25 protein-coding genes are annotated in these 26,687 nt (G+C 66.8%); 15 read left to right on the top strand and 10 right to left on the bottom strand.

The annotated features are described in order from the left end of the window. Nucleotides 1–84: 84 nt before the first annotated feature. Entirely contained in the window at nt 85–867 is a 783-nt protein-coding gene (locus tag ABD022_RS05170) for an SDR family NAD(P)-dependent oxidoreductase (RefSeq protein WP_343820330.1), read from the top strand. Between the two features lie 110 nt (nt 868–977). Here ABD022_RS05170 and ABD022_RS05165 read toward each other — a convergent pair whose 3' ends face one another. The 7 genes from ABD022_RS05165 to ABD022_RS05135 form a co-directional block, all read right to left on the bottom strand. Further along, entirely contained in the window at nt 978–2,273 is a 1,296-nt protein-coding gene (locus tag ABD022_RS05165) for a citrate synthase (protein ID WP_325126190.1), read from the bottom strand. A 17-nt stretch (nt 2,274–2,290) separates the two neighbouring features. Then, nucleotides 2,291–2,554, bottom strand: coding sequence for an FAD assembly factor SdhE (locus ABD022_RS05160; protein ID WP_325126188.1), 264 nt, complete (start codon nt 2,552–2,554; stop codon nt 2,291–2,293). A gap of 9 nt (nt 2,555–2,563) precedes the next feature. Further along, entirely contained in the window at nt 2,564–3,280 is a 717-nt protein-coding gene (locus ABD022_RS05155) for a succinate dehydrogenase iron-sulfur subunit (RefSeq protein ID WP_325126187.1), read from the bottom strand. A gap of 13 nt (nt 3,281–3,293) precedes the next feature. After that, nucleotides 3,294–5,069, bottom strand: coding sequence for a succinate dehydrogenase flavoprotein subunit (gene sdhA, locus ABD022_RS05150; protein WP_325126186.1), 1,776 nt, complete (start codon nt 5,067–5,069; stop codon nt 3,294–3,296). A gap of 1 nt (nt 5,070) precedes the next feature. Further along, nucleotides 5,071–5,451 carry a succinate dehydrogenase, hydrophobic membrane anchor protein gene (sdhD, locus tag ABD022_RS05145; RefSeq protein ID WP_325126184.1) on the bottom strand — a complete coding sequence of 127 codons (381 nt, stop codon included), beginning with the start codon at nt 5,449–5,451 and terminating at the stop codon, nt 5,071–5,073. Further along, a complete protein-coding gene (sdhC, locus tag ABD022_RS05140; RefSeq protein ID WP_325126182.1) occupies nt 5,451–5,864 on the bottom strand; it encodes a succinate dehydrogenase, cytochrome b556 subunit in 414 nt (137 codons plus the stop codon). The genes sdhD and sdhC overlap by 1 nt, the downstream gene beginning before the upstream one ends. 66 nt (nt 5,865–5,930) lie before the next feature. Further along, nucleotides 5,931–6,701 carry a GntR family transcriptional regulator gene (locus ABD022_RS05135; RefSeq protein WP_325126180.1) on the bottom strand — a complete coding sequence of 257 codons (771 nt, stop codon included), beginning with the start codon at nt 6,699–6,701 and terminating at the stop codon, nt 5,931–5,933. 197 nt (nt 6,702–6,898) lie between these two features. On the opposite strand from ABD022_RS05135, the gene ABD022_RS05130 reads away from it, so the two are divergent. The 10 genes from ABD022_RS05130 (at nt 6,899) to efp (ending at nt 18,844) form a co-directional block, all read left to right on the top strand. After that, nucleotides 6,899–7,888, top strand: coding sequence for a malate dehydrogenase (locus ABD022_RS05130; protein WP_325126178.1), 990 nt, complete (start codon nt 6,899–6,901; stop codon nt 7,886–7,888). Nucleotides 7,889–8,084: 196 nt separating this feature from the next. Continuing rightward, entirely contained in the window at nt 8,085–8,984 is a 900-nt protein-coding gene (prpB, locus tag ABD022_RS05125; protein ID WP_325126175.1) for a methylisocitrate lyase, read from the top strand. Between the two features lie 55 nt (nt 8,985–9,039). Beyond that, nucleotides 9,040–10,284: a bifunctional 2-methylcitrate synthase/citrate synthase gene (gene prpC, locus ABD022_RS05120; protein ID WP_343820327.1), complete on the top strand. Its 1,245-nt coding sequence runs from the start codon at nt 9,040–9,042 to the stop codon at nt 10,282–10,284. 25 nt (nt 10,285–10,309) lie between these two features. Further along, nucleotides 10,310–11,761, top strand: coding sequence for a bifunctional 2-methylcitrate dehydratase/aconitate hydratase (locus ABD022_RS05115; protein ID WP_325126170.1), 1,452 nt, complete (start codon nt 10,310–10,312; stop codon nt 11,759–11,761). After that, nucleotides 11,751–12,056 carry a GNAT family N-acetyltransferase gene (locus ABD022_RS05110; protein ID WP_325126168.1) on the top strand — a complete coding sequence of 102 codons (306 nt, stop codon included), beginning with the start codon at nt 11,751–11,753 and terminating at the stop codon, nt 12,054–12,056. The genes ABD022_RS05115 and ABD022_RS05110 overlap by 11 nt, the downstream gene beginning before the upstream one ends. A gap of 189 nt (nt 12,057–12,245) precedes the next feature. After that, nucleotides 12,246–12,866 carry an OmpW/AlkL family protein gene (locus ABD022_RS05105; RefSeq protein WP_414647465.1) on the top strand — a complete coding sequence of 207 codons (621 nt, stop codon included), beginning with the start codon at nt 12,246–12,248 and terminating at the stop codon, nt 12,864–12,866. A gap of 194 nt (nt 12,867–13,060) precedes the next feature. Beyond that, nucleotides 13,061–15,646 (top strand): bifunctional aconitate hydratase 2/2-methylisocitrate dehydratase, encoded by a 2,586-nt coding sequence (gene acnB, locus ABD022_RS05100; RefSeq protein WP_325126165.1) that lies wholly within the window; start codon nt 13,061–13,063, stop codon nt 15,644–15,646. A 160-nt stretch (nt 15,647–15,806) separates the two neighbouring features. After that, on the top strand, nt 15,807–17,009 hold the full coding sequence (locus tag ABD022_RS05095; protein ID WP_325126163.1) for a DUF2863 family protein: 1,203 nt from the start codon (nt 15,807–15,809) through the stop codon (nt 17,007–17,009). A 115-nt stretch (nt 17,010–17,124) separates the two neighbouring features. After that, nucleotides 17,125–18,210 carry an elongation factor P maturation arginine rhamnosyltransferase EarP gene (gene earP, locus ABD022_RS05090; RefSeq protein ID WP_325126220.1) on the top strand — a complete coding sequence of 362 codons (1,086 nt, stop codon included), beginning with the start codon at nt 17,125–17,127 and terminating at the stop codon, nt 18,208–18,210. Between the two features lie 76 nt (nt 18,211–18,286). Then, complete coding sequence (gene efp / locus ABD022_RS05085) at nt 18,287–18,844, top strand: elongation factor P (protein WP_325126161.1); 558 nt, start codon at nt 18,287–18,289, stop codon at nt 18,842–18,844. A 90-nt stretch (nt 18,845–18,934) separates the two neighbouring features. Here the strand turns inward: efp and ABD022_RS05080 are convergent, their stop codons facing one another. The 3 genes from ABD022_RS05080 to ABD022_RS05070 all read right to left on the bottom strand — a co-directional run bounded on the left by ABD022_RS05080 (nt 18,935) and on the right by ABD022_RS05070 (nt 21,781). Continuing rightward, a complete protein-coding gene (locus ABD022_RS05080; protein ID WP_325126159.1) occupies nt 18,935–19,432 on the bottom strand; it encodes a DUF1178 family protein in 498 nt (165 codons plus the stop codon). Nucleotides 19,433–19,434: 2 nt separating this feature from the next. Continuing rightward, nucleotides 19,435–20,025 (bottom strand): thermonuclease family protein, encoded by a 591-nt coding sequence (locus ABD022_RS05075; RefSeq protein WP_343820325.1) that lies wholly within the window; start codon nt 20,023–20,025, stop codon nt 19,435–19,437. A 112-nt stretch (nt 20,026–20,137) separates the two neighbouring features. After that, the gene (locus tag ABD022_RS05070; protein WP_343820323.1) at nt 20,138–21,781 is read right to left on the bottom strand and encodes an acyl-CoA dehydrogenase family protein; all 1,644 of its coding nucleotides are present in this window, start codon (nt 21,779–21,781) and stop codon (nt 20,138–20,140) included. A 130-nt stretch (nt 21,782–21,911) separates the two neighbouring features. On the opposite strand from ABD022_RS05070, the gene ABD022_RS05065 reads away from it, so the two are divergent. From ABD022_RS05065 to ABD022_RS05050, 4 genes are all read left to right on the top strand, one after another. After that, nucleotides 21,912–22,292, top strand: a complete 381-nt coding sequence (locus ABD022_RS05065) for a DUF423 domain-containing protein (RefSeq protein WP_325126153.1) — start codon at nt 21,912–21,914, stop codon at nt 22,290–22,292. Between the two features lie 59 nt (nt 22,293–22,351). Continuing rightward, a complete protein-coding gene (locus ABD022_RS05060) occupies nt 22,352–23,392 on the top strand; it encodes an adenosine deaminase (RefSeq protein WP_325126151.1) in 1,041 nt (346 codons plus the stop codon). A 4-nt stretch (nt 23,393–23,396) separates the two neighbouring features. Next, the gene (locus ABD022_RS05055; protein ID WP_325126149.1) at nt 23,397–24,023 is read left to right on the top strand and encodes a DNA-3-methyladenine glycosylase; all 627 of its coding nucleotides are present in this window, start codon (nt 23,397–23,399) and stop codon (nt 24,021–24,023) included. A 241-nt stretch (nt 24,024–24,264) separates the two neighbouring features. Then, entirely contained in the window at nt 24,265–26,637 is a 2,373-nt protein-coding gene (locus ABD022_RS05050; RefSeq protein WP_343820321.1) for a 4Fe-4S binding protein, read from the top strand. Nucleotides 26,638–26,687: the final 50 nt, after the last annotated feature.

Raw genomic sequence — 26,687 nt, 5'->3', positions numbered from 1 at the left:
GACATTCGACATCAAAGTCTTGACTTTTTAGATTATGATCATCATCATTAAAAGGCCAAATCCTCTTCCATGGAGCACCACCACATGACCACGCAAGCAACCGTCCTCGTGACCGGCGCATCCACCGGCATCGGCGCCACTTACGCCGAGCGCTTTGCGCAACGCGGCCACGACCTCGTCCTGGTCGCTCGCGACAGACAGCGGCTCGAGGCGCTCGCCGCCCGTCTGCGCCACGAACACCGCGTCGCCATCGACGTCCTGCCCGCAGACCTGACGCTGCAGGCCGACCTGGACGCTGTCGAGGCGCGCCTGCGCGATGACACCCGTATCGGCATTCTCATCAACAATGCCGGAATGGCCCAGTCCGGCAATTTCATGCAGCAGAGTGCCCAGGATATCGTCCGCCTCATCACACTCAACATCAGCGCAGTGACACGCCTGGCCGCCGCGATCGCGCCACGCCTTGCTGATGCCGGCCGGGGCGCGATCGTCAACATCGGTTCGGTGGTGGGGCTGGCCCCGGAATTCCGCATGTCGATCTACGGCGCGACCAAGGCTTTCGTTCTGTTCCTGTCCCAGGGTTTGAGCCGGGAACTGGAACCCAAAGGTGTCTACGTCCAGGCAGTGCTGCCGGCTTCCACACGCACCGAAATCTGGGAGCGGGCGGGGATCGACATCAACACGCTGACCGAAGTGATGGAGCCCGGCGAGCTGGTGGACGCGGCGCTGGTCGGTTTCGACCGCCGCGAGCCGGTCACCATCCCGCCATTGCACGCAGCCGAGCACTGGGATGCGCTGGAAAGCGCGCGCAAGGCCCTGCTCGCCGACTTGCGGCAGGCCCACGCCGCAGAGCGGTACCGCGCCTGAACTGGCCCCCCGCCCTCCCGGATCGTCGGTGCATCACCGGCGCCTGGCCGGGCCGGGCATGAAAAACGGGCCTTGCGGCCCGTTCTTCATGCTGTGGCTGGACGGAAGGATTACTTCACGTCGCGCACCGCGGCACCGGTGTACAGCTGGCGCGGACGGCCGATCTTGTAGTTGGGATCGGACAGCATCTCGTTCCACTGGGCGATCCAGCCCACCGTGCGGGCCAGGGCGAAGATCGCCGTGAACAGCGAGGTGGGGATGCCGATGGCACGCTGCACGATGCCCGAATAGAAGTCCACGTTCGGGTAGAGCTTGCGTTCCACGAAGTACGGATCTTCCAGGGCGATGCGCTCGACTTCCATGGCGAGCTTGAACAGCGGATCGTTGTGCAGGCCCAGGGAATCCAGGACTTCGCGGCAGGTTTCCTGCATCAGCTTGGCGCGCGGATCGTAGTTCTTGTAGACCCGGTGGCCGAAGCCCATCAGGCGCACGCCCGAATTCTTGTCCTTGACCTTTTCCATGAATTCGCCGACCTTGGCCACCCCGCCCTGGGCCTGGATGCTTTCCAGCATGTTCAGGCAGGCTTCGTTGGCGCCGCCGTGCGCCGGGCCCCACAGGCAGGCCACGCCAGCAGCGATGGCGGCAAACGGATTGGTGCCCGAGGAGCCGCACAGACGCACCGTGGAGGTGGAGGCGTTCTGCTCGTGGTCGGCGTGCAGGATGAAGATGCGGTCCAGCGCACGCTCCACCACATCGTTGACCTTGTATTCATCGCAGGGCGTGGCGAACATCATGCGCAGGAAGTTGCCCGTGTAGGACAGGTCGTTCTGCGGGTAGATGAAGGGCTGGCCCAGGGAATGCTTGTACGCCATGGCGACCAGGGTCGGCATCTTGGCGATCAGGCGGATCGCGGAGACTTCGCGGTGGTGCGGGTTGGTGATGTCGGTGGAGTCGTGATAGAAGGCCGACAGCGCGCCCACCAGGCCCGTCAGCACCGCCATCGGGTGCGCGTCGCGGCGGAAGCCCTGCAGGAAGGTGTGCATCTGCTCATGCACCAGGGTGTGGTGCGTGACGACGTCGTCGAATTCCTTCTTCTGATCGGCCGTGGGCAGTTCGCCGTTCATGATCAGGTAGGCCACCGACAGGAAATCGCAGTTCGTCGCCAGCTGGTCGATCGGGTAGCCGCGGTACAGCAGCTGGCCCTTGTCGCCATCGATATAGGTGATGGCGGATTCGCAGGAAGCCGTCGCCATGAAGCCGGGATCGTACGTGAACATCCCGGTCTGGCCGTACAGCTTGCGGATGTCGATCACGTCCGGACCGACCGTGCCCTGGTAGACGGGAAACTCGACCGAGGGGCTGCCATCGGAAAACGATAGCGTGGCTTTTTTATCGGATAGCTGCATGTGAATCTTCCTTTAAGTTACAGCGCTTTCATCTGCTCGACGAGTCTGCGGATGTCGGGGTCGTCGTAGGCCCCCGACAGGTCCGCGCGTCCCAGCAGGACGTCGAGCAATTCGTTGTCGCCCATTTCGAAAAGCTGCGTCAGTGCCCGGACGTCGGTCTCGGTCAGCTGCGCTTCATAGGTGTCCAGGAAGCGCGTGATGATGAGATCGTTCTCGAGCAGGCCGCGACGCGCCCGCCATCTGAGGCGGGCGCGATCCAGGACGGACAGGTCTCCGGACATGCTCTGGCCTCAGACCGTGCGGCGCACGAGCATTTCCTTGATCTTGCCGATCGCGGCCGACGGATTCAGCCCCTTGGGGCAGACATCCGTGCAATTCATGATCGTGTGGCAGCGGAACAGGCGGTAGGGATCTTCCAGGTTGTCCAGGCGCTCGCCGGTGGCCTCGTCGCGCGAATCGGCGATGAAGCGGTAGGCTTGCAGCAGGCCGGCCGGGCCGACGAACTTGTCCGGATTCCACCAGAAGGACGGACAGGCGGTCGAGCAGCAGCCGCACAGGATGCACTCGTACAGTCCGTTGAGCTCCTCGCGTTCCTCGGGCGACTGCAGGCGTTCCTTTTCGGGGGGCGGCGTGTCGTTGATGAGGTAGGGCTTGATCGAATGGTACTGGTCGAAGAAGAAGGTCATGTCCACGATCAGGTCGCGCACCACGGGCAGGCCGGGCAGCGGCTTGAGGACGATGGGCTCCTTCAGCGTCAGCAGGTTGGTCGTGCAGGCCAGACCGTTCTTGCCGTTGATGTTCATGGCGTCGGACCCGCACACGCCCTCGCGGCAGGACCGGCGCAAGGCCAGGCTGTCGTCGAGCTCGTTCTTGATGCGCAGGATCGCGTCCAGCAGCATCTTGTCGGTCGGCTGCAGCTCGACCTCGAATTTCTGCATGTACGGCCGTTCGTCCTTGTCCGGATCGTAGCGGTAGATCTCGAATTTCACGATGCGTTTTTGACTCATGACGATATCCAGATTAGAAGGTACGCGGCTTGGGCGGGATGCTGTCCACGGTCAGGGGCTGCATGCGCACCGGGGTGTATTCGAGACGGTCGTCCTCGGAGAACCACAGGGTGTGCTTGAGCCAGTTCACGTCGTCGCGTTCCGGGTATTCCTCGAGCGCATGGGCGCCGCGCGATTCCAGGCGGTTGGCTGCCGACTTGGTGGTGGCGCGCGCGACCTCGATCATGTTGGCGACTTCCAGCGCCTCGATGCGGGCGGTGTTGAAGACCTTGGACTTGTCCGAGAAGTAGATGTCCTGGACTTCCGGCACCAGGCTGGCGATGACTTCCGCGCCTTCCTTGAGGAGGTCGAGCTTGCGGAACACGCCGCAGTGGCTCTGCATCGCCACGCGGATCTTGTTGGCCACGTCCTGGGCCTTTTCGCCCGAGGTGCGGGTTTCCAGGCGATTGACGCGGTCCAGCGAGGCCTCGATGTCGGTGTCGGGCAGCGGCTTGTGGCTGTGTTCGCGTTCCGGATGCTGCGAGACGATGAAGTTGCCCGCCGAGCGGCCGAACACGATCAGGTCCAGCAGGGAGTTGGTGCCCAGGCGGTTGGCGCCGTGCACCGAGGTGGCCGCGCACTCGCCGATCGCGTACAGGCCGTTGACGATCTTTTCCTGGCCATTGACGCGGGTGACGACCTGGCCGTGGTAGTTGGCCGGGATGCCGCCCATCTGGTAGTGGATCGTCGGCACGACCGGGATCGGGTCCTTGATCGGGTCGATGTTGGCGAACTTGATGGCGATCTCGCGGATCGAGGGCAGGCGCTTGGTGATGGTCTCGGCGCCCAGGTGGTCGAGCTTGAGCAGCACATAGCTGCCGTCGCCGCAACCGCGGCCTTCCTTGATTTCCTGGTCCATCGAGCGCGACACGAAGTCGCGCGGCGCCAGGTCCTTGAGCTGGGGCGCGTAGCGTTCCATGAAGCGCTCGCCGTCCTTGTTCAGCAGGAAGCCGCCTTCGCCGCGCACGCCCTCGGTGATCAGCACGCCCGCGCCGGCCACGCCGGTGGGGTGGAATTGCCAGAATTCCATGTCCTGCAGCGGGATGCCCGCGCGCGCAGCCATGCCCAGGCCGTCGCCGGTGTTGATGAAGGCATTGGTGGTCGCAGCCCAGATCCGGCCGGCGCCGCCGGTGGCCAGCACGGTGTGCTTGGCTTCCAGGACGTAGATTTCGCCGGTTTCCATTTCCATCGCGGTCACGCCCAGCACGTCGCCGTCGTTGTTGCGCAGGAGGTCGAGCGCCATCCATTCGACGAAGAACTGCGTGCGGGCGGCGACGTTGCGCTGGTAGAGCGTGTGCAGCATCGCGTGGCCGGTGCGGTCGGCAGCGGCACAGGCGCGCTGGACGGGCTTTTCACCGAAGTGCGAGGTATGGCCGCCGAACGGACGCTGGTAGATGGTGCCGTCCGGGTTGCGGTCGAAGGGCATGCCGAAGTGTTCGAGTTCGTACACGGCATTGGGCGCCTCGCGGACCATGAACTCGATCGCGTCCTGGTCGCCGAGCCAGTCGGAGCCCTTGACGGTATCGTACATGTGCCATTGCCAGTGGTCTTCGCTCATGTTGCCCAGCGAGGCGCTGACGCCACCCTGGGCGGCCACGGTGTGCGAGCGCGTGGGGAAGACCTTGGACAGCACGGCCACGGACAGGCCGGCCTGAGCCAGCTGCAGCGAACAGCGCAGGCCGGCTCCGCCGGCACCGACGACCACCACATCGAACTGGCGGCGCGGAAGGGATTTCTTGACAGCAGCCACGTTAGAGACTCCAGAGAATTTGACCGAAGAAGACCACTGCGGCCACCAGCCACAGGATGGTCAGGACCTGCAGGAACAGGCGCAGGCCGTCGGAATGGGCGTAATCCATCCAGATGTCGCGCACGCCGACCCAGGCATGCCATGCGAGCGACAGGAAGGCCACCGTGGCCAGCAGTTGCCCGACCGGCAGCGTGCCGACGGTGAAGGCGAAGAAGGCGCGCCAGGATTCGAAATCCAGGCTGGGCGTCAGGACTGCGTACAGGATCAGGACCAGGGTGTAGACCGCCATGATGACGGCGGTGGCGCGCTGGACGATGAAATCGCGGGTACCGTAATGGGCGCCCACGACCAGGCGCTTGCGACCGATGCGTTCTTGAGCCATTACCATGCTCCAAAGAGTTTGAGACCGAAGACCACGGTCAGTGCCAGGGCCACGCCGATCACCAGGGCGCCGGAGCGCTGGGAAGGCTCGCGCGCATTGCCGACGTGCAGATCCAGCGTCAGGTAGCGGATGCCGGCGCAGAAATGATGAAAGTAGCTCCACATCAGGACCAGCAGCACGATCTTACAGGCCGGGCTGGCGACCCATTCCTTCATGGCGGCGAAGGTTTCGGGCGACTGGACGCTTTGCGCGAACAGCGGCACGATCACCAGCGGCAGCGCCAGGAACAGCAGCGCTCCGCTGATCCGGTGCATGATGGATGCTTTGGCCGCCGGAGGCAGTCGGTAACTCATGAGGTCGCTCAACCCCAGGTTACGAAACTGCGGGCGCGGCTTTGTGGCTGATTCAGACATGATGGCCTCGTAGTTGGAAGATGGAAGGAATTCGGGACTCACTCGGCATTTTCGCCCATCCGCGAGTCAATTCAAACTGTTGCGGTAGTGGTAGCGTTCCGTGACGTAATGGCCGCGGCGCAATTCCATGGGTCGGTCGCCGTAGGTGTAGGCGATGCGCTCGACCTGCAACAGCGGGCTGCCCGGCTGTATCCGCAGCAATTCGGCCTGGACATCGGTCGCGCTCACGGCACGGATTTTTTCCTCGGCGCGCACCATGCTGACGCCGAACTCGGTTTCAAACAGGGCGTAGACCGGCCCCCGGTAGCGCAGCAGCGATTCCAGGGTCAGGCCCTTGAAGACGCTGCCCGGCAGCCAGATGTCGTCCAGGATGGTGGGCACCTCGTCGAAGGACAGCACCCGGCGCATGTTCACGACCGCATCGCCCGCGCGCAGGTCCAGGGCGGCAGCGACTTCGGCGGAAGCCTTGGCGCGGCGGCAATCCAGGATCTGGCTGCTAGACACACCGGTGCGGCCGTCGTCGGGCGCCAGGCGCAGGAAACGGTAGCGCACCTTGGCTTCGTTGTGCGTGGCCACGAAAGTGCCCTTGCCCTGGCGGCGGATCAGCAGGTTGTCCGCGGCCAGTTCGTCGATGGCCTTGCGCACGGTACCCTGGCTGACCTGGAACCGGGAGGCCAGCTCGAGCTCGCTGGGGATCGCTTCACCGGGCTTCCACTCGCCCCGGTCCAGCCCCTGCAGGATCAGGCCCTTGATCTGCTGGTACAGAGGGCTGAACGCGGCGCTGTGGGGCGCGCGGCTCGGCGTCTGCGGGCGATCGATGGGGGGGGAATCGGACATGTCGGTCAGGAGAGACGGCCTTGTGACCATGCTACAGGATGAGACGGCGCATTTTCGCACTTCCGGGGCCGGATGTCTAATACTCTTCTGTCTTATATAAGATATAAGACTCTTGACGCTGGCCGATGAAATAAACTACTCTTTCCCGCAATTTCGCACACCCCCCGGATATCCTCTCACTCAATCGGAGAATCACCATGTCCAAACCCGCCATGCGCGTCGCGGTCACCGGCGCCGCCGGCCAGATCGGCTACGCCCTGCTGTTCCGCATCGCTTCGGGCGAAATGCTCGGCAAGGACCAGCCCGTCATCCTGCAGCTGCTCGAAATTCCCGACGAAAAGGCCCAGAAGGCCCTGCAGGGCGTGATGATGGAACTGGAAGACTGCGCCTTCCCCCTGCTGGCCGGCATGAGTGCCCACAGCGACCCGCGCACCGCCTTCAAGGATGCCGACGTCGCCCTGCTGGTCGGCGCCCGTCCGCGCGGCCCCGGCATGGAGCGCAAGGACCTGCTGCACGTCAACGCCCAGATCTTCACCGCCCAGGGCAAGGCCCTGAACGAAGTCGCCAGCCGCAACGTCAAGGTGCTGGTGGTCGGCAACCCGGCCAACACCAACGCCTACATCGCCATGAAGTCCGCCCCGGACCTGCCGTCCAAGAACTTCACCGCCATGCTGCGCCTGGACCACAACCGTGCGCTGTCCCAGATCGCCGCCAAGACCGGCAAGGCCGTGGCCGACATCGAGAAGCTCGTCGTGTGGGGCAACCACTCGCCCACCATGTATCCCGACACGCGCTTCGCCACCATCGGCGGCCAGTCCGTCCAGTCCCTGATCAACGACGAAGCCTGGATCCGCGACACCTTCATCCCGACCGTCGGCAAGCGCGGCGCGGCCATCATCGCCGCGCGCGGCCTGTCCTCGGCTGCCTCGGCCGCCAACGCCGCCATCGACCACATCCACGACTGGGTGCTGGGTTCCAACGGCAAGTGGGTCACCATGGGCGTGCCCTCCGACGGATCCTACGGCATCCCCGAAGGCATCATCTACGGCGTGCCGGTCACCACGGCCAACGGCGAATACACGCGTGTCGAAGGCCTGGAAATCGACGCCTTCTCGCGCGAGCGCATGGACTTCACCCTGAAGGAACTGCTCGAAGAGCGCGACGGCATCGCCGAGCTGCTGAAGTAAATCCGGCGGCGGCGGGCGCGTCCGCGAGGCCGCCGCGCCCGCCGCGCCTGCCGCCGAATGTCCAGCCGATGACAGACAGCCCGGCCCGCCGCGGCCAGAATGCCCCTGCCGTCGACTGGAAACACGCCCCCGACGGGGCGAATGCTGCCGCGAATCCGGGCAAGCCGGATGCCGGTGGCTCACCGGAGCGTCCATCATGACTCGTCCCGCCTCTCCAGGCGCCCTGCTGCGCCAGGCGCTGATCGAAGAATCCCCCCTGCAGATCATCGGGGCCATCAACGCCAACCACGCCCTGCTGGCCCAGCGCGCCGGCTACCGGGCCATCTACCTGTCGGGCGGCGGCGTGGCTGCCGGCTCGCTCGGCCTGCCCGACCTGGGCATCAATACGCTCGACGACGTCCTGACCGACGTGCGACGCATCACCGATGTCTGCGACCTGCCCCTGCTGGTGGACATCGACACCGGCTTCGGGCCGTCGGCCTTCAACATCGCCCGCACCGTCAAATCCCTGATCAAGTTCGGCGCCGCCGGCTGCCACATCGAGGATCAGGTCGGTGCCAAGCGCTGCGGCCACCGTCCCGGCAAGGAAATCGTCGGCACCGAAGAAATGGTCGACCGCGTGAAGGCCGCCGTCGACGCCCGCACCGACAGCGACTTCTACATCATCGCCCGCACCGACGCGATCGCCGTCAGCGGCGTGGACGCCGCCCTGGAACGCGCGCACGCCTGCGTCGAGGCCGGCGCCGATGCGATCTTCGCGGAAGCGTCCTATGACCTGGACACCTACCGCAAGTTCTCCAGCAGCCTGAACGTCCCGGTCCTGGCGAACATCACCGAATTCGGCAAGACGCCACTGTTCACGGTCGAAGAGCTCAAGGGCGCCGGCGTGGGCATCGTGCTCTACCCCCTGTCGGCCTTCCGCGCCATGAACAAGGCGGCCGAGGCCGTCTACGAGGCCATCCGCCGCGACGGCCACCAGCACCGGGTGCTCGACCTGATGCAGACACGCGAAGAGCTCTACGACCGGATCGGCTACCACCGCTACGAGGAACAGCTGGACGCCCTTTTCCAGCAGGGCAAGAACAAGGCATCCTGACCGCGGGATCCGCACCCGAACCGAAATCCGTCACTCACGCTCAAGGAGACTCCTGATGGCGACCAAGAAAACCCCAGCAGCCCGGAAAACCCCCGCCCGCAAGGCCGCCGCGCCCAAGACGGCCGCGTCCGCGCTCCCCGCCACGGCCCCCTCCGCAGCGCCCGCCGGTCCGAAGCCCAAGAAATCCGTGGCCCTGTCGGGCATCGTCGCGGGCAACACCGCGCTGTGCACCGTGGGCCGCAGCGGCAACGACCTGCACTACCGCGGCTACGACATCCTGGACATCGCCGATACCTGCGAATTCGAGGAAGTCGCCCACCTGCTGATCCACGGCAAGCTGCCGACCCCGGCCGAACTGAAGGCCTACAAGGAAAAGCTGCGCCGCCTGCGCGGCCTGCCTGCCCAGGTCCAGGTGGCCCTGGAAGCCCTGCCCGCCGCCAGCCACCCCATGGACGTGATGCGCACGGCCGCCTCGGTGATGGGCTGCGTGCTGCCCGAAAAGGATGACCACAACCTGCCCGACGCGCGCGACATCGCGGACCGCCTGATGGCCAGCCTGGGATCGGCCCTGCTGTACTGGTACCACTACAGCCACAATGGGCGCGTCATCAGCGTCGAAACCGACGACGACAGCATCGGCGGCCATTTCCTGCATCTTCTGCACGGCGAGACCCCGTCCGAAGAATGGGTCCGCGCCATGCACACTTCGCTGATCCTGTACGCGGAACACGAGTTCAACGCCTCGACCTTCACCGGCCGCGTGATCGCTGGCACGGGCTCCGACATGTATTCGGCCATCACCGGCGCCATCGGCGCGCTGCGCGGCCCGAAGCACGGCGGCGCCAACGAGGTCGCCTTCGAGATCCAGAAGCGCTACGACACCCCCGACGAGGCCGAGGCCGACATCCGCCGCCGTGTCGAGGCCAAGGAAGTCGTGATCGGTTTCGGCCATCCGGTCTACACCGTGTCCGACCCGCGCAACAAGGTCATCAAGGCCGTCGCCCGGCGCCTGTCCAAGTCGGCCGGCTCGATGAAGATGTTCGACATCGCCGAGCGCCTGGAAACCGTCATGTGGGACGTCAAGAAAATGTTCCCCAACCTGGACTGGTTCTCCGCCGTGTCCTACCACATGATGGGCGTGCCCACCGCCATGTTCACCCCGCTGTTCGTGATCGCCCGCACGGCCGGCTGGTCGGCGCACATCATCGAGCAACGCATCGACAACAAGATCATCCGCCCGACGGCCAACTACGTCGGTCCGGAAGATCGCAAGTTCGTCCCCCTGGCCAAGCGCAAGTAAGCCGCGCATCTCTTCAGGAACCCTCATGTCCGCGCACATTTCCAACGTCCGTCCCCAGCCCGACCAGGTCCTGGTGGACATCGTCGACTACGTCTTCGACTACAAGATCGACAGCGCGCTCGCGCTCGAGACCGCCCGCAACTGCCTGATCGATACCCTGGGCTGCGGCCTCGAAGGCCTGCAATACCCGGCCTGCCGCAAGCTCATGGGCCCCATCGTGCCCGGCACCGTCGTGCCCAACGGCGCCAAGGTCCCCGGCACCCAGTTCCAGCTCGACCCCGTGCAGGCCGCCTTCAACATCGGCTGCATGATCCGCTGGCTGGATTTCAACGACACCTGGCTGGCGGCCGAATGGGGCCACCCGTCCGACAACCTGGGCGGCGTGCTGGCCGTGGCCGACTGGCTGTCGCGCAACGCAGTGGCCGCCGGCAAGGCGCCCCTGACCATGCGCACGGTGCTGGAAGGCATGATCAAGGCGCACGAAATCCAGGGCTGCATCGCGCTGGAAAACTCCTTCAACAAGGTCGGCCTGGACCACGTGGTGCTGGTGAAGGTCGCCTCCACCGCCGTGGTCTCGCAGATGCTGGGCCTGTCGCGTGAAGAGGCCATCAACGCCGTGTCCCTGGCCTGGGTCGACGGCCAGAGCCTGCGCACCTACCGCCACGCGCCCAACACCGGCAGCCGCAAGTCCTGGGCCGCGGGCGACGCCACCAGCCGCGCGGTACGCCTGGCCCTGATGGCCCGCACCGGCGAAATGGGCTATCCCTCGGTGCTGACCGCGCCGGTCTGGGGCTTCTACGACGTGCTGTTCAAGGGCCAGCCCTTCAAGTTCCAGCGGCCCTACGGCACCTACGTGATGGAGAACGTGCTGTTCAAGATCTCCTTCCCGGCCGAATTCCACTCGCAGACCGCGGTGGAATGCGCCATGCAGATCCATGAAAAGATGAAGGCGCTGGGCAAGACCGATGCCGACATCAAGAAAATCACGATCCGCACGCACGAGGCCTGCATCCGCATCATCGACAAGAAGGGCCCGCTGCACAACCCCGCCGACCGCGACCACTGCATCCAGTACATGGTGGCCGTGCCCGTCCTGTTCGGCCGCCTGACCGCAGCCGACTACGAAGACGAAGTGGCTGCCGATCCGCGCATCGACGCGCTGCGCGACAAAATGGTCTGCGTGGAGGATCCTGCCTTCACCGCCGACTACCACGATCCGGACAAGCGCTCCATCGCCAACGCGCTGACGGTCGAATTCACGGACGGCACCAAGCTCGACGAGATCGTCTGCGAATACCCGATTGGCCACAAGCGCCGCCGCAAGGACGGCATCCCGCTCCTGGAAGCCAAGTTCCGCCGCAACCTGGCGCGCCAGTTCCCCGCCCGCCAGCAGCAGCGCATCCTGGACGCGTCGCTGGACCAGGCCACGCTGGAAGCCATGCCGGTGCACGAGTACGTGGACCTGTATGTCATCTGAGTCCCGCGCCGCGGCCCGGCCGACCCGGGCGGTCCGCCACGACGAAGCCGCCCACCGTTTCGAATGGACGGAGGACGGCCACTTCTGCGTGCTGGACTACACGCTGGACGGCAAGGTCGCCTCGTTCACACACACCGGCGTCCCGTCCGCGGTGGGCGGGCGCGGCATCGCCGCGGACCTGGTGCGCACCGGGCTGGACACGGCCCGTGCGCGCGGCTGGCGGATCCGGCCGCTGTGCTCGTACGTGGCGGCCTTCATCCGCCGGCACCCGGAATACCAGGATCTGGTCGACTGACCATTCCCGCGCCTGCCCGCGCATGGGGGACATGGCGCCTGCACGCGCGGGCGCCGTCCATCCGCGCGTACCCCCTCCCCCCCGAAAAGCAGCGGCCGTGCGGTTTTCTTGATCGGGATTAAATGCCCGTCGGCCGCATTCCGACACAATGGGATCTTCCATACCCACACTGCAAATAGGGAGATCCTCATGGCATTCCGCCTTCGTCACACCGTCCTCGCCTGCACCCTGGCCGCCGGCACCCTGGCCGCGGGCCCCGCGCTGGCTCACGAAGCGGGCGACATCCTGCTGAAGGTCGGTGTCACGCACGTCGAACCCAAGTCCGACAACGGCACGGTGGCCAACGGCGCCGTCAAGCTGGACATCGACGGCAGCACCCGCCCCAGCTTCACCCTGACCTACATGGCCACGCGCAACATCGGCATTGAACTGCTGGGCGCCTACCCCTTCAAGCACACGATCAACGCCAAGGGCCTGGGCGACATCGGCTCGACCCAGCAGCTGCCGCCCACCCTCAGCCTGCAATGGCACTTCCTGCCGGACGCCGCGTTCCAGCCCTACGTGGGCGTGGGCCTGAACTACACGACCTTCTTCGATACGAACAGCAAGCTGGGCAATCTCAGCCTGGACGATTCCTGGGGCGTCGCCGCCCAGGTCGGCGTGGACTACAAGCTCAATGACCGCTGGTTCCTGAACGCAGACCTGCGCTACATCGACATCTCGTCCAACGTCCGCCTGAACGGCGCGGACATCGGCAAGACCAGGATCAATCCCTGGGTCGCCACCGTCGGGGTCGGCTACCGCTTCTGAGCGGCCCGTACCCCTCGGGCCGGGCAATGCCCGGCCCGCCCGGATGCCCGCACCCCCGGCAAGCGGGAAAGGAGGTGCGGAACAGGGCCGATCGGGCACACGGTCTTATATCTTATATAAGAGTATTGCCTGATCGCGGAGCTTACCGGTAAAATAGCGCCGTTCTCCAACCCTCACTCCTGGGGCATCACTCCATGCTGGAATCCTACCGCACCGAAGCCGCCGCCCGCGAGGCGATCGGCATCCCGCCGCTTCCCCTGACGGCCAAGCAGACGGCCGACCTGATCGAACTGCTGAAAAACCCGCCGGCCGGCGAAGCCGAGTTCCTGCTGGACCTGTTCACGCACCGCGTCCCCGCCGGCGTGGACGACGCCGCCCAGGTCAAGGCTTCTTACCTGGCCGCCGTCGCGCTGGGCAAGGAATCCTGCCCCCTGATCGACGCCCGCCGCGCCACCGAGCTGCTGGGCACCATGCTGGGCGGCTTCAACATCAGCGCCCTGATCGAGCTGCTGGACCACGCCGACCTGGCACCGGTCGCCGCCGAAGGCCTGAAGAAGACCCTGCTGGTCTTCGACGCCTTCCACGACATCGAGGAAAAGGCCAAGGCCGGCAACGCCCACGCCCAGGCCGTGCTGCAAAGCTGGGCCGACGCCGAATGGTTCACCAGCCGCCCCGAAGTTCCGCAGAGCATGACCCTGACCGTGTTCAAGGTCACCGGCGAAACCAACACCGACGACCTGTCGCCCGCCCCCGACGCCTGGAGCCGCCCGGACATCCCGCTGCATGCGCTGGCGATGCTGAAGAACCCGCGCGACGGCATCGTGCCCGACGCGCCCGGCCAGGTCGGCCCGATCAAGCTGCTGGACGAACTGAAGGCCAAGGGCCATCTGGTCGCCTACGTCGGTGACGTGGTCGGTACCGGCTCCTCGCGCAAGTCCGCCACCAATTCCGTCATCTGGCACACCGGCGAGGACATCCCCTACGTGCCCAACAAGCGCTTCGGCGGTGTCTGTCTGGGGGGCAAGATCGCCCCGATCTTCTACAACACCATGGAAGATTCCGGCGCCCTGCCGATCGAACTGGACGTGTCCGCCATGAACATGGGCGACGTCATCGAGCTGCGCCCCTACGAAGGCAAGGCCCTGAAGAACGGCCAGGTGATCTCCGAATTCCAGCTGAAATCCGACGTGCTGCTCGATGAAGTGCGCGCCGGCGGCCGCATCCCGCTGATCATCGGCCGCGGCCTGACGGCCAAGGCCCGCGCCGCGCTGGGCCTGCCGCCCACGACCCTGTTCCGCCTGCCCGAGGCCCCTGCCGACAGCGGCAAGGGCTATTCCCTGGCGCAGAAGCTGGTCGGCCGCGCCTGCGGCCTGCCGGAAGGCAAGGGCGTGCGCCCGGGCACCTACTGCGAACCGCGCATGACCTCGGTCGGCAGCCAGGACACCACCGGCCCCATGACCCGCGACGAGCTGAAGGATCTGGCCTGCGTGGGCTTCTCGGCCGACCTGGTGATGCAGTCCTTCTGCCACACCGCGGCCTATCCCAAGCCCGTGGACGTCAAGACCCATCACGAACTGCCCGCCTTCATCAGCACGCGCGGCGGCGTGGCGCTGCGCCCGGGCGACGGCATCATCCACTCGTGGCTGAACCGCATGCTGCTGCCCGACACCGTGGGCACCGGCGGCGACTCGCACACCCGCTTCCCCATCGGCATCAGCTTCCCGGCCGGCTCCGGCCTGGTCGCCTTCGCCGCGGCCACCGGCGTCATGCCGCTGGACATGCCCGAATCCGTGCTGGTGCGCTTCAAGGGTGAAATGCAGCCCGGCGTGACGCTGCGCGACCTGGTCAACGCGATCCCCCTGTACGCGATCAAGCAAGGCCTGCTCACTGTCGAGAAAAAGGGCAAGAAGAACATCTTCTCCGGTCGCATCCTCGAAATCGAAGGCCTGCCCAACCTCAAGATCGAACAGGCCTTCGAACTGTCCGACGCTTCGGCCGAGCGCTCCGCCGCCGCCTGCACGGTGCGGCTGAACAAAGAGCCGATCATCGAATACCTGAACAGCAACATCACGCTGCTCAAGTGGATGATCGCCAACGGCTACCAGGATGCCCGCACGCTGGCGCGCCGCATCAAGAACATGGAGGCCTGGCTGGCGAACCCGCAGCTGGTCGAACCCGACGCCGACGCCGAATACGCGGCCGTGATCGAGATCGACCTGGCCGACATCAAGGAGCCCATCGTCGCCTGCCCGAACGACCCGGACGACGTCAAGACCCTGTCCGACGTGGCCGGCACGGCCATTGACGAAGTCTTCATCGGCAGCTGCATGACCAACATCGGCCACTTCCGCGCAGCCGCCAAGCTGCTGGAAGGCAAGCGCGACCTGCCCTCGAAGCTCTGGGTCGCCCCGCCCACCAAGATGGACGCCAGCGAGCTCACGAAGGAAGGCCACTACGGCACCTTCGGCACGGCCGGGGCGCGCATGGAAATGCCCGGCTGCTCGCTGTGCATGGGCAACCAGGCCCAGGTGCGCGAAGGCGCCACGGTGTTCTCCACCAGCACCCGCAACTTCCCCAACCGCCTGGGCAAGAACTCCAACGTGTTCCTGGGTTCGGCGGAACTGGCCGCGATCTGCTCGCGACTGGGCCGCATCCCCACGCGCGAGGAATACCTGACCGACATGGGCGTCCTCGCCAAGGACGGCGACCGGATCTACCGCTACATGAACTTCGACCAGATCGAGGACTTCACGGCGGTGGCCAGCACGGTCGAAGCCTGATCCGCCTGCGAAGCGTCCGGGCCGTCTCGGCGGTTCCGGCGGGCTTTGCGCACGGCACCTGCCACCCCGGGCCCCGGCCCGGGGTTTTTCATGCCCCGGCTCCGCCGGGGGCGACCACTGCACGCGGTACACTAAGGTCTGCCCTGTTCACCGGTACACCATGCCCCCTCGTTCCCGTTCCTCCTCCCTGTCGCGCACATCGCAGACACTGATCTCCCTGGCCGAAGCCCTGTCGCGCTCCGGCAGCCACCTGGAAGACATCTACTGGGAAGGCTGCCTGGGCGAAGCCCTGGACAAGGCCCTGGGCGCCCGGCACGGCCGCGCCGTGGAATCCGCCCTGGACGTCCTGCTGGAACAGCGCTCGGCGGCCTATGAACTGCTCGTCGAACTGGCCGAGGCCCGCTCCGAATCGCTGATGCCGGGGCCGGACGGCCAGGACTGCGACACGCTGCTGATTTCGGCGCCGGTCCTGGCCTGGACCCGCTACCGGCTGCCGTCCGGCCAATTGAACGCGGCCCAGGCGCAGGCGCTCGAATCCCTGCTGGCCGAAGCCGTGCTGAATCCCCGGGCGCGGATCGCCATGCTGCCTTCGCTGGTTCGCTTCGACCGCCTGCCGCAATCGTTCCAGGAAACACGCGCCTGGACCCAGGCGCTGGCGATGCGCGCCCTGGGGTTGCGCCGCGAAGGTCCCGTCCTGCGCGACGCCGACGCCCCCGAAGACCTGCTGGCCGACGTCTTCTTCCTGGTCGGCGCGGTGGTGGTTCCGCGCGGCGAGCCCGTGTTCCAGTGGCAATCTCCCCTGCCCGCCGAAGCCCCCGCCCAGGACGACGTCAGCCGGCGCTGGGCCGAGGGTTGCGCGCGCATCCTCGAAGCCGCCTTCACCGGCTGCCAGCTGGAATATCTGCGCCCCGAGGCCTATTACACCAGCACCCGCCAGGCCGACCAGGGCATCCGCCCCCTCACTCTCAAGGCAGCAGCCACCTGGCTGCAGACAGCCGCCCAGATCCCGGGCACCGACCTGCGGGCGGCGCTGGTCGCCTGCGGTGAACAGTCGGTCGAGGAATACCGCATCGGTTTCTGCACCCGCCAGAGCAACGACGTGATCTACGGCTGCGTCTGGCCCGCGCTCAGCCGCGAGGAATCCCAGCCCGAACCGGATGCCGAAGGCCAGGTGGACACCTGGGACACGATCGCCGCCCTGCTGCGCGAATGCGGCATCCAGGACATCCGCCGCCTGCCCGGGCTGCAGCCCATGGAATTCTGCGAAGACTGCGGCACACCCTACTTTCCCAACATGCTGGGCGACATGCAGCATCCCGAGCTGCCCGAAGAAATCGATCCGGAACCCGTCCAGTTCCACTAGCATCGGACCGGGCGTGGCATTCCTTCACCCCGCCGCTCGCATGCGGCTCGCATTCGCCGGGCACGGGCCGGTCCGCAGGGACTGACCCGTGCCCGGCCCCAGCCCGATGAATGCGCTGTCCTTCGACCTGTTCTGCCGCGTCGTCGACAATTTCGGCGATGCGGGCGTGTGCTGGCGGCTGGCGCGGCGGCTGGCGGCACTGGGTCAGCCGGTGCGCCTGTGGATCGACCAGCCCGGCATCCTGGCGCGGCTGGTGCCGGCGCTGGATGCCGGCGCGCAAGAACAGACGCTGGACGGCGTACGGGTCGGCACCTGGCGCGGGGCGGAACGTGCCGCCCCGCCCCGCGGCGGCGTGGTCGTCGAGGCTTTCGCCTGCGCCCTGCCGCCGGCCTACCAGGACGCCATGACCGGGCAGGACTGCCTGTGGATCAACCTGGAATACCTCAGCGCCGAATCCTGGGTGGAAGGCTGCCATGGCCTGCCCTCGCTCCAGGCAAACGGCGTACCCAAGTTCTTTTTCTTTCCCGGCTTCACGCCGGCCACCGGCGGGCTGCTGCGCGAACCGGGCCTGCTGGCGCACCGCGACGCCGAACAGGCACAGGCCCGCGGCCAGCGGCTGCAGTCCCTGACCGGCCTGCCGTCCGCGCCGCCGGGCGACGCCCTGTGCGCACTGCTGTTCTGCTACCCCGACGCACCGCTGGCGGGCCTGCAGACGGCGCTGGCCGAACTGGACCGGCCCGTCTGGCTGCTGGTCCCGGGCGGCCGCCCCGCCGCCGCGCTGCGCGACCGGGGCAGCCTGCGCGTGGTAACCATTCCATTCGTGCCCCAGGCACGTTTCGACGAACTGCTGTGGTGCTGCGATTTGAATTTCGTGCGCGGCGAGGATTCCCTGGTCAGGGCGCTCTGGGCAGGCGAACCCCTGGTCTGGCAGATCTACCGCCAGGCGCAGGATGCCCACCTCGACAAACTGGAAGCCTGGCTGGACCGGGCCCGGTGGCCTGCCCCGGCCGCTGCGCTGATCCGCGCCTGGAACCGGTCCGACGACGAGGCTGTGGCCCGGACGCTGCCGGCCGCGCTGCGGGAACCGGCCTGGACCGATTGGCGAACGCGCAGCCGTGCCTGGTGCGCGGAACTGGCCAATCAACCCGATCTGGGTCAAGATTTACTGGATTTTTGCCTGCGACACCGCCAAACGCGCTAGAATGCACAGTTAACTTTTTTCAGCTTTGCCTCGGAATGCGTTTTGGCACGGGGCACACATCCCCGGAGTTTTTCCCATGAAAATCGCACAGGAACTGCGCGTTGGCAACGTCGTCATGGTCGGCAACGACCCTCTCGTCGTCCAGAAGGCGGAATACAACAAGTCAGGCCGCAACGCCGCTGTCGTCAAGCTCAAGTTCAAGAACCTGCTCACCGGCAGCGCCAGCGAATCCGTCTACAAGGCCGACGAAAAGTTCGAGCAGGTGATGCTCGAGAACAAGGAATGCACCTATTCCTACTTCGCCGACCCGATGTACGTCTTCATGGACGAGGAATACAACCAGCACGAAGTCGAAGCCGACAGCATGGGCGACGCGCTGAACTACCTGGAAGAAGGCATGGCGGTCGAAGTCGTGTTCTACGACGGCCGCGCGATCTCGGTGGAACTGCCCACCATCATCGTGCGCGAGATCACCTACACCGAGCCCGCCGTCAAGGGCGACACGTCCGGCAAGGTGCTCAAGCCCGCCAAGATCAACACCGGCTTCGAACTGGCCGTGCCGCTGTTCTGCAACATCGGCGACAAGATCGAGATCGATACCCGCACCAACGAATACCGCAGCCGGGTGATGTGATCTTCCAGCGCGCATGCGAAAAAAAGACCGGGCCCTGCCCGGTCTTTTTCATTTCCGCCCGCTGATTTCCCATGCACGGGCGCACGGCGCCTACTGCAGCCGGTCGTCGTCCAGGATGTCCGGAATCGGCATGATGGAAATGCCTTCCTCGACCAGTTCACGGCATTCCTCGACCGAGGCCGTGCCGCGGATGGGGCGCTCCTCGATCTCGCCGCTGTGCATGCGACGGGCCTCGTCGGCAAAGCGCGCGCCCACGTCGTCGGTCTGGCGCACGATGCGGCGGATCTGGCGCAGGACCTCGGCCTGCAGGCGGGCCATCTGGTCGCCGGACGGCGCCGCGACGGCCGCCCGGGCCGCGACGTCGGTGCCGGCCGGGGCGGACGGCGCCGTGCGCGGTGCCGATCCGGCGCGCAAATGGCTGACGTTCAGATGCGGCGCCGAGACCCGGCGCGTGATCTGGTCGCTGTGACAGACGGGGCAGCGCACCAGTCCACGGGAGAGCTGGTCCTGATAGCTGTCCAGAGACGAGAACCAGCCTTCGAAGACATGGTCGTGCTCGCACGAGAGATCGAATACTTTGAGTGCCATGATCAGCAGATGGAGGTCGATCGGCCGTTTTCAAGCGCGTCCCAGCATTGCCAGCGCCAGTCCCAGGGCGCAACGGCGCCGGCCTGGCGCCACAGGCCCAGGCGCTGGTCGCGCGCACGGCGCTCCAGCCCCGCAATTGCACCGTCCCGCAGGTATTTCCCGCCACCCTGCCGGTTGGCCCAGGCCAGGCCATGTTCGACCATCACACGGTTGGCTGTCTGGCCATCGGGCAGCGGCACGTCGCAGACGTCGCGCCCGTAGCGGTCCTGCTCGAAGCAATTCAGCGTCAGCGTCCTGCCGGCCACCAGATCGGCCAGGGCCTTGCGCGCCGCCTGACCGAAGGGCTGGCCGGGCCGCTGGCGGCCATGACCGGTTTCCGGGGCATCGATGCTTGCCAGGCGGACCCGGTGGCGGCCCCGCCCCGCCAGCAGCGTCAGCGTGTCGCCGTCGGACACATCCACGACCCGGCCGGACAGAGAGTAGGTGCCGGACGCCGCCGCAGACATGGGCAGCGCCAGGAGCAGCGTGACAGACAGCAGCGCCAGCATGGCGCACCGGACCGGATGGAACGCGGGGCGAACGGAAATCGGCATGGAACAAACGGGAAGGGCCGCTGCGGAATGCGCGGCTGTTTCCGGCCATTGTAATGGGGAGCGCGCCGCAGGCGCCCGCGTCGCCCGGGACATCTTCGGATGCCGCCTCGGCCTATCCGGGCCAGGCGCGCTGCAGCAAGGCATCCGAGGCGAGCGCCACGGGCCGGGCGCCGAACGCATCCCCGCCCGGGGTACCCAGGCGGCTGTCCACGAAGGCCCGCGACAGCCAATCCGGCGCATACCGCAGCAACAGGTCCGCCTGAACCAGCAGGACCAGATCCCGCGCCACCATCCGGGCCATCGCCTGCTGGCCATCCGCATCGAGCGCCAGGGCCGACAGCAGCCGGTCTGCCGCCGCCCTCAGGGCCGGCTCGCCCGGATGGGCGCGGGCCAGCCCGTCCACCGTCTGGGCAACGGGTTGCGGTTCCTGGCGCGCGGCCCGCAGCACATCGAGGCACATGACGTTGCCCGAACCTTCCCAGATGGAATTGACGGGCGCCTCGCGGTACAGCCGGGCCATGGAGCCGTCTTCGACATAGCCGTTGCCGCCCCAGACTTCCATGCATTCGGCGGTCACGTCGATGGCCCGTTTGCAGATCCAGAATTTCGCCGCCGGCGTCAGCAGCCGGCGCAGCGCCTGTTCGGCCGGCTGCCCGGCACGGTCGAAGGCGCCCGCCAGCCGCAGCGCCAGGACCGTGGCCGCCTCGCTTTCCAGGGCCAGGTCCGCCAGCACCTGCCGCATCAACGGCTGATCGATCAGCAGGCGGCCGAAGGCCCGCCGGTGGCGGGCGTGGTGGACACCCTGGACCAGCGCCTGGCGCATCAGGGCCGTGCTGCCCAGCACGCAGTCCAGGCGCGTGTAGGACGCCATTTCGACCAGTGTGGCGATGCCTCGGCCGGGTTCGCCGATCCGGCGCGCCAGCGCGTCTTCGAACTCGACCTCGGCGCTGGCGTTGGAGCGGTTGCCCAGCTTGTCCTTGAGCCGCAGGATCCGCACCGGATTGCGGCGCCCTTCATCCAGCCAGCGCGGCAGATAGAAGCAGGAATGGCCGTCGCCGTCGCGCGCCAGCACCAGGTGCGCATCCGACATGGGGGAGGAAAAAAACCATTTGTGGCCCGTCAGCCGGAACCAGCCCTTGCCTTGCGGCTCGGCGCGGCTCAGGTTGGCGCGCAGGTCCGATCCGCCCTGCCGCTCGGTCATGCCCATGCCGACCATCATGGAACGCTTCCCGGTCAGGGGGCCGTCGCGGTCGTCGTATTCGCGGCTGGCCAGCAGCGGCCGGATCTCGTGGAACCAGGGCTCGCGCATCAGCAGGGGGATCGCGGCGCTGGTCATGGTGACCGGGCACAGGGAACCGGCTTCGACCTGGCCATGCATCAGATAGTGCGCCGCGCGGGCGACCTGGGCACCCTGCCCCGGCTCGGTCCAGGCGCCGCCGTGCATGCCCTGGGCGAAGGCCAGCGACAGGAATTCGGACCACCCGGGATGGAATTCCACCACGTCGATGCGCATGCCCCGGCGATCGAACGACCGCAGCACCGGACCCTGGCGGTTGATTTCGGCCGCCAGGCGCGCCAGATCGGCGCGGCCCAGCCGGGCGCCCCAGGTTTCGAGCCCGGCTTCCCGGCTGCCGGCGCCTTCGCGGCGCACCCCTTCGACCAGGGCTTCGTCCATCAGGTACAGATTGCAATCGGGCAGGTCCGGCACCTGGTTTTCGGCCACAGGCACCGATTGCGCCATGTATACGCGATCCATTTCCGCTGTCCTCCCGGACACGAGCACAGTCCCAGTCTACCCGCGATTCCCGGCGGCGGACAGGCCGCGCGGATACGGCGCGGATACGGCGCGGATACAATCGATCCGTCGCTCATCACGGAGGCTCGACGTGAATCCCCGTTCCCTGATCCTGTGCGGCGCCCTGATCCTGGCGCTGGGCGTGGCAGCCGGCGCCTTCGGTGCGCATGGGCTGAAACGCCTGGTGGCCCCGGACCTGCTCGACATCTGGCGCACGGCCGCCCACTACCAGTTGATCCATGGCGCCGGGCTGCTGCTGGTGGCTGCCCTCTGGCCGCACCTGGCGACCGGCCCCGCGGCCTGGGCAGGCGGGCTGATGCTGGCCGGGCTGGCCGTCTTCAGCGGCAGCCTGTATGCGCTGGTGCTGACGGACGTGCGCGCCCTGGGCGCCATCACGCCGATCGGCGGGCTGATGATGATCCTGTCCTGGCTGGCGCTCGCCTGGGCCGCCTGGCGCGGCCCGCACGTCTGAAGGCCGGGCATTCCTCCCCTGCCTATAATGGGAGCCTGCCTAGCCCCACTGGAAATCCCATGGCTGCCTCTTCCGAACATGAATGGCGCGACTGGCTGCGCGCCCTGCCCAAGGCCGAACTGCACCTGCACATCGAAGGCACGCTCGAACCCGAACTGATGTTCGAACTGTCCCGGCGCAACGGCATCACCCTGCCCTATGCAGACGTCCAGGCCGTCCGGGACGCCTACCGCTTCACCGACCTGCAATCCTTCCTGGACCTGTATTACGCAGGCGCAGGCGTCCTGGTGACCGAACAGGATTTCTACGACCTGGCCGCCGCCTACCTGCGCCGTGCCCATGCGGACGGAGTCGTCCACGCCGAAATCATGTTCGACCCCCAGACCCACACGGCGCGCGGCATCGCGCTGGACACGGTGTTCGCCGGGCTGGCGCGCGCCCTGCGCGAGGCCCGCGACACCCTGGGCATGAGCAGCTGCCTGCTGCTCAGTTTCCTGCGCCACCTGTCCGAGGACGACGCTTTCGCCACCCTGGAAGCCGCCCTGCCGCTGCGCGAGACCTATGCCGACCTGTGGATCGGCATAGGTCTGGACTCGTCCGAGCGCGGCAATCCGCCGGAAAAATTCGCCCGGATCTATGCGCGCTGCGCCCAGCTGGGCTTCCGCCTGGTCGCCCACGCCGGAGAAGAAGGCCCGCCCGAGTACGTGCGCGGCGCCCTGGATACGCTGAAAGTCGCCCGCATCGACCACGGGGTGCGCAGCAGCGAAGACCCCGCGCTGCTGCAGGAGATCATCCGCCGTCAGGTGCCCCTGACGGTCTGTCCCCTGTCGAACCTGAAGCTGGGCGTGGTGCACGACCTGCGCGAACACAACCTGGCCCGGCTGCTGCGGGCCGGGGCCCTGGTCACGCTGAATTCCGACGATCCGGCCTATTTCGGCGGCTATGTGCTGGACAACTACATCGCCAGCGCCGAAGCCCTGGACCTGTCCCGCGACGAACTCGTGACGCTGGCGGCAAACAGCCTGAAGGCGTCGTTCCTGCCCCCGGCCGGCCGACACGCGCTGCTTGACCGGCTGTGGGCCGCGGCGGGCCGGGATTGAGCCCATGGCATCCGGCATCTCCCGTCTGATCACGCCCGCCGACCCGATCCAGGGCGAGTGCCGGCGGCTCGACCGCGCCTTCTACGATCGCCCCGCCGAAACCGTTGCCCGCGACCTGCTGGGCCGTCTGCTGGTGCACGACGCACCGGACGGCCTCAGGATGGGGCGCATCGTCGAAGTCGAGGCCTACCTGGGGCCCGGCGACCTGGCTGCCCATACATCGCGCGGACGAACGGCCCGGACCCGGGCCATGTTCGGGCCGCCCGGCCACGCCTACGTCTACCTGATCTACGGCATGCACCACTGCATGAACGTCGTCACGGGGCCCGAAGGCAGCGGCACGGCCGTGCTGCTGCGGGCACTGGCGCCCGTCCGGGGCCTGGACGCATCCACCAGCGGCCCGGGCCGCCTGTGCCGCGCCATGGGCGTGACCCGAGATCATTACGGCATCGACCTCTGCGGAGACACGCTGTGGCTCGCGCAGGACGACGCGCCCGGCCCCGCCGCCATCGCCGCCAGCCCGCGCATCGGCGTGGACTATGCGGGCGAATGGGCCGCGAAGCCGCTGCGCTTCTTCGTGCCGGGCCATCCGGCCGTCAGCCGGGCGCCGGGCGCGAAAAAGCCGCGCTGAACCAGGGTACAACCCCATGAGCAGCAGCGGTGCAACCCAAGCGCCGCCACGCATGGGCTGCCCTGCTCGCCCCGGTCCGCGACCCTTTTGGGCGCGTCCCCGTTCCATGACATGGCCCAGGCCATTTCCCGGCAAAATCACGTTCAGTCGCTTTTAAGGCTTTCTTGATCCGGCGCAAGACCCAGGTTAACCCCTACGGCTAGGATGGTGACATCTTCCAGTCACCAGTCCAGCCCTCTTCATGCGCCGCTTCGCCACACATCGACAGTCACGATCCTTCAGCCTGTTCGGGATCGCCGCCCTGCTCCTGCTGTGGTCCTGTCTGATCGCCCCGCCGGCCGTGGCCGCTTCCGCGCCCCAGGGGGGCGGCGCGCAGCAGGCCTTCAAATTCGGCCAGGGCGGCACCCCCGTCGGCGCAGGCCCCCGGCTGGGCGCATTCCTGAAGAACCTCCGGCCCGGCGACATCTTCCCCGGTGCCGACCGCATCGGCCCCCCGGAAGGCAAGCCCGCAGTCGCCCGCGCCTACACGGGCGACCGGATGGTCGGCTACGTCTACCTGACCACCGACATCGTCAACACCCGGGGCTATTCCAGCAAACCGATCGACATCGTCGTCGGCCTGTCGCTGGACGGCCAGATCGTCGGCGCCAAGCTGGTCGAGCACCACGAACCCATCGTGCTCATCGGCATCCCCGAAGCCAAGGTCCAGGCCTTCATCGACGGCTACATCGGCAAGAACTACGTCCAGGAGCCGCCCCGGCCCGGCGCGCCACCGCCCGTGGACATCATCAGCGGCGCCACCGTCACCCTGATGGTCGTCGGCGACAGCCTGACCCGCTCGGTGCTTTCCGTGGCACGCCACTACGGCATCGGCCGGGAAGGCCAGGCCCAGGCCGCCACCGCCGAGCACCGTGTCGTCGACATGGCCCAGGAGAGCACGGAATCCTGGGACGCGCTGCTGAAATCGGGCGCCGTCGGCCACCTGCGCCTGTCCGTGGCCGATGTCAACAAGGCCTTCGAGGCGACCGGCCGCCAGGGTGCCATCGACCACCCCGAGCCCGGCGCCCCCGAGGACACCTTCATCGACCTGTACGCCGCCCTGGTCAGCGTGCCGTCGATCGGCCGCAGCCTGCTGGGCGATGCCGAGTACGGCTACCTGCGCGACCGTCTCGCACCGGGCCAGCAGGCCATCCTGATCGCCGGCAACGGCTATTCCTTCAAGGGATCGGGCTATGTGCGCGGCGGTGTGTTCGACCGCATCGAGGTCATCCAGAACGAAAACAGCTTCCGCTTCACCGACCTGGACCACCAGCGCCTGGCCGACCTGATGGCCGCCGGCGCACCCGGCTTCCGTGAAGTGGCGCTGTTCACCGTCCCGACGGACGCCGTCTTCGATCCGGTCGAACCGTGGCGCCTGCAGCTGACCGTGCAACGCGTGATCAGCGTGAAGGAAAAGGCTTTCACCGCATTCGTGCTGAACTACGACCTGCCCCGCACCTACACCAAGGTCGATACCCAGGCCGCGCAGGCCGGCACGCAGAGCGGCGACGGCACGGCCGGCACGCCGCCGGTGGCGGACTCGCAGATCGCGGACACCGACGGCGACGAGGCCGCCCCCGCGCTGTGGAAGCAGATCTGGATCGCCAAGACCGTGCAGATCGCCATCATCTCGATCGCGCTGCTGACCCTGATCGCGGTGTTCTTCTTCCAGAACCAGATCGTCAAGCACGAAGTCTTCTACAAGCGGTTCCGCACGGTGTTCCTGCTCTTCACGCTGTTCTGGATCGGCTGGTACGCCCAGGCACAGCTCTCGGTCGTGAACGTGCTCACCTTCACCACATCGCTGCGCACGGACTTCAGCTGGGAATACTTCCTGATGGATCCGATCGTGTTCATCCTGTGGATCGCCACGGCGATGTCACTGATCTTCTGGAACCGCGGCGCGTTCTGCGGCTGGCTGTGCCCCTTCGGCGCCTTGCAGGAACTCACCAGCCAGGTCGCACAGAAGCTGCATGTGCCCCAGATCAAGGTGCCCCACGGCCTGAACACCCGCCTGGCCGGCCTGAAATACATCATTTTCCTGATCCTGTTCGGCATCTCGCTGTACGAGCTGGGCACGGCGGAAAAATTCGCGGAAGTCGAGCCTTTCAAGACCGCGATCATCCTCAAGTTCGTGCGCGACTGGCCGTTCGTCGTCTTCGCCGTCGTGCTGCTGCTGGCAGGCCTGTTCATCGAACGCTTCTACTGCCGCTACCTGTGCCCGCTGGGCGCAGCCCTGGCGATTCCCGCGCGGCTGCGGATCTTCGACTGGCTGCGCCGCTACAAGACCTGCGGCAACCCCTGCCAATTGTGCGCCGTGGACTGCCCGGTGCAGGCGATCAATCCGGAAGGCGACATCAACCCGAACGAGTGCATCCAGTGCCTGAACTGCCAGCAACTCTACAACAACGAGAAGCGCTGCCCGCACCTGATCCAGAAGAACGCCAAGCTCAAGCGCCACAAGGCGCCGCCGCCCGACGCCGGCATCCCCGGCGAGGTCGTCGCCAGCCGCAAGCCGACCGTGCGGCCGCGCGATCCGTCTGCCGAACCGCAACCAGTTTCGTCGAACCCATAGCGATCCACACCGGCCGGTAAGCCGGCGCGCTATGCATACAACCCTTGGGA

The organism is Castellaniella daejeonensis, assembly GCF_039523555.1.
GTDB lineage: Bacteria > Pseudomonadota > Gammaproteobacteria > Burkholderiales > Burkholderiaceae_B > Castellaniella > Castellaniella daejeonensis.
The sequence above is the reverse complement of the archived record's forward strand: the minus strand, read 5'-3'. Positions and strand labels throughout refer to the sequence as shown.

What these genes read in the sequence shown, in the direction of transcription:
- ABD022_RS05135 (WP_325126180.1), bottom strand. Translation starts at nt 6,701, where the DNA reads ATGTCCGATTCCCCCCCCATCGATCGCCCGCAGACGCCGAGCCGCGCG.
- ABD022_RS05160 (WP_325126188.1), bottom strand. Translation starts at nt 2,554, where the DNA reads ATGTCCGGAGACCTGTCCGTCCTGGATCGCGCCCGCCTCAGATGGCGG.
- ABD022_RS05130 (WP_325126178.1), top strand. Translation starts at nt 6,899, where the DNA reads ATGTCCAAACCCGCCATGCGCGTCGCGGTCACCGGCGCCGCCGGCCAG.
- ABD022_RS05170 (WP_343820330.1), top strand. Translation starts at nt 85, where the DNA reads ATGACCACGCAAGCAACCGTCCTCGTGACCGGCGCATCCACCGGCATC.
- prpC (WP_343820327.1), top strand. Translation starts at nt 9,040, where the DNA reads ATGGCGACCAAGAAAACCCCAGCAGCCCGGAAAACCCCCGCCCGCAAG.
- sdhD (WP_325126184.1), bottom strand. Translation starts at nt 5,451, where the DNA reads ATGGCTCAAGAACGCATCGGTCGCAAGCGCCTGGTCGTGGGCGCCCAT.
- ABD022_RS05050 (WP_343820321.1), top strand. Translation starts at nt 24,265, where the DNA reads ATGCGCCGCTTCGCCACACATCGACAGTCACGATCCTTCAGCCTGTTC.
- ABD022_RS05080 (WP_325126159.1), bottom strand. Translation starts at nt 19,432, where the DNA reads ATGGCACTCAAAGTATTCGATCTCTCGTGCGAGCACGACCATGTCTTC.
- ABD022_RS05095 (WP_325126163.1), top strand. Translation starts at nt 15,807, where the DNA reads ATGCCCCCTCGTTCCCGTTCCTCCTCCCTGTCGCGCACATCGCAGACA.
- ABD022_RS05075 (WP_343820325.1), bottom strand. Translation starts at nt 20,025, where the DNA reads ATGCCGATTTCCGTTCGCCCCGCGTTCCATCCGGTCCGGTGCGCCATG.
- ABD022_RS05060 (WP_325126151.1), top strand. Translation starts at nt 22,352, where the DNA reads ATGGCTGCCTCTTCCGAACATGAATGGCGCGACTGGCTGCGCGCCCTG.
- ABD022_RS05110 (WP_325126168.1), top strand. Translation starts at nt 11,751, where the DNA reads ATGTCATCTGAGTCCCGCGCCGCGGCCCGGCCGACCCGGGCGGTCCGC.
- ABD022_RS05165 (WP_325126190.1), bottom strand. Translation starts at nt 2,273, where the DNA reads ATGCAGCTATCCGATAAAAAAGCCACGCTATCGTTTTCCGATGGCAGC.
- ABD022_RS05105 (WP_414647465.1), top strand. Translation starts at nt 12,246, where the DNA reads ATGGCATTCCGCCTTCGTCACACCGTCCTCGCCTGCACCCTGGCCGCC.
- ABD022_RS05115 (WP_325126170.1), top strand. Translation starts at nt 10,310, where the DNA reads ATGTCCGCGCACATTTCCAACGTCCGTCCCCAGCCCGACCAGGTCCTG.
- ABD022_RS05070 (WP_343820323.1), bottom strand. Translation starts at nt 21,781, where the DNA reads ATGGATCGCGTATACATGGCGCAATCGGTGCCTGTGGCCGAAAACCAG.
- prpB (WP_325126175.1), top strand. Translation starts at nt 8,085, where the DNA reads ATGACTCGTCCCGCCTCTCCAGGCGCCCTGCTGCGCCAGGCGCTGATC.
- ABD022_RS05055 (WP_325126149.1), top strand. Translation starts at nt 23,397, where the DNA reads ATGGCATCCGGCATCTCCCGTCTGATCACGCCCGCCGACCCGATCCAG.
- sdhC (WP_325126182.1), bottom strand. Translation starts at nt 5,864, where the DNA reads ATGTCTGAATCAGCCACAAAGCCGCGCCCGCAGTTTCGTAACCTGGGG.
- ABD022_RS05155 (WP_325126187.1), bottom strand. Translation starts at nt 3,280, where the DNA reads ATGAGTCAAAAACGCATCGTGAAATTCGAGATCTACCGCTACGATCCG.
- acnB (WP_325126165.1), top strand. Translation starts at nt 13,061, where the DNA reads ATGCTGGAATCCTACCGCACCGAAGCCGCCGCCCGCGAGGCGATCGGC.
- efp (WP_325126161.1), top strand. Translation starts at nt 18,287, where the DNA reads ATGAAAATCGCACAGGAACTGCGCGTTGGCAACGTCGTCATGGTCGGC.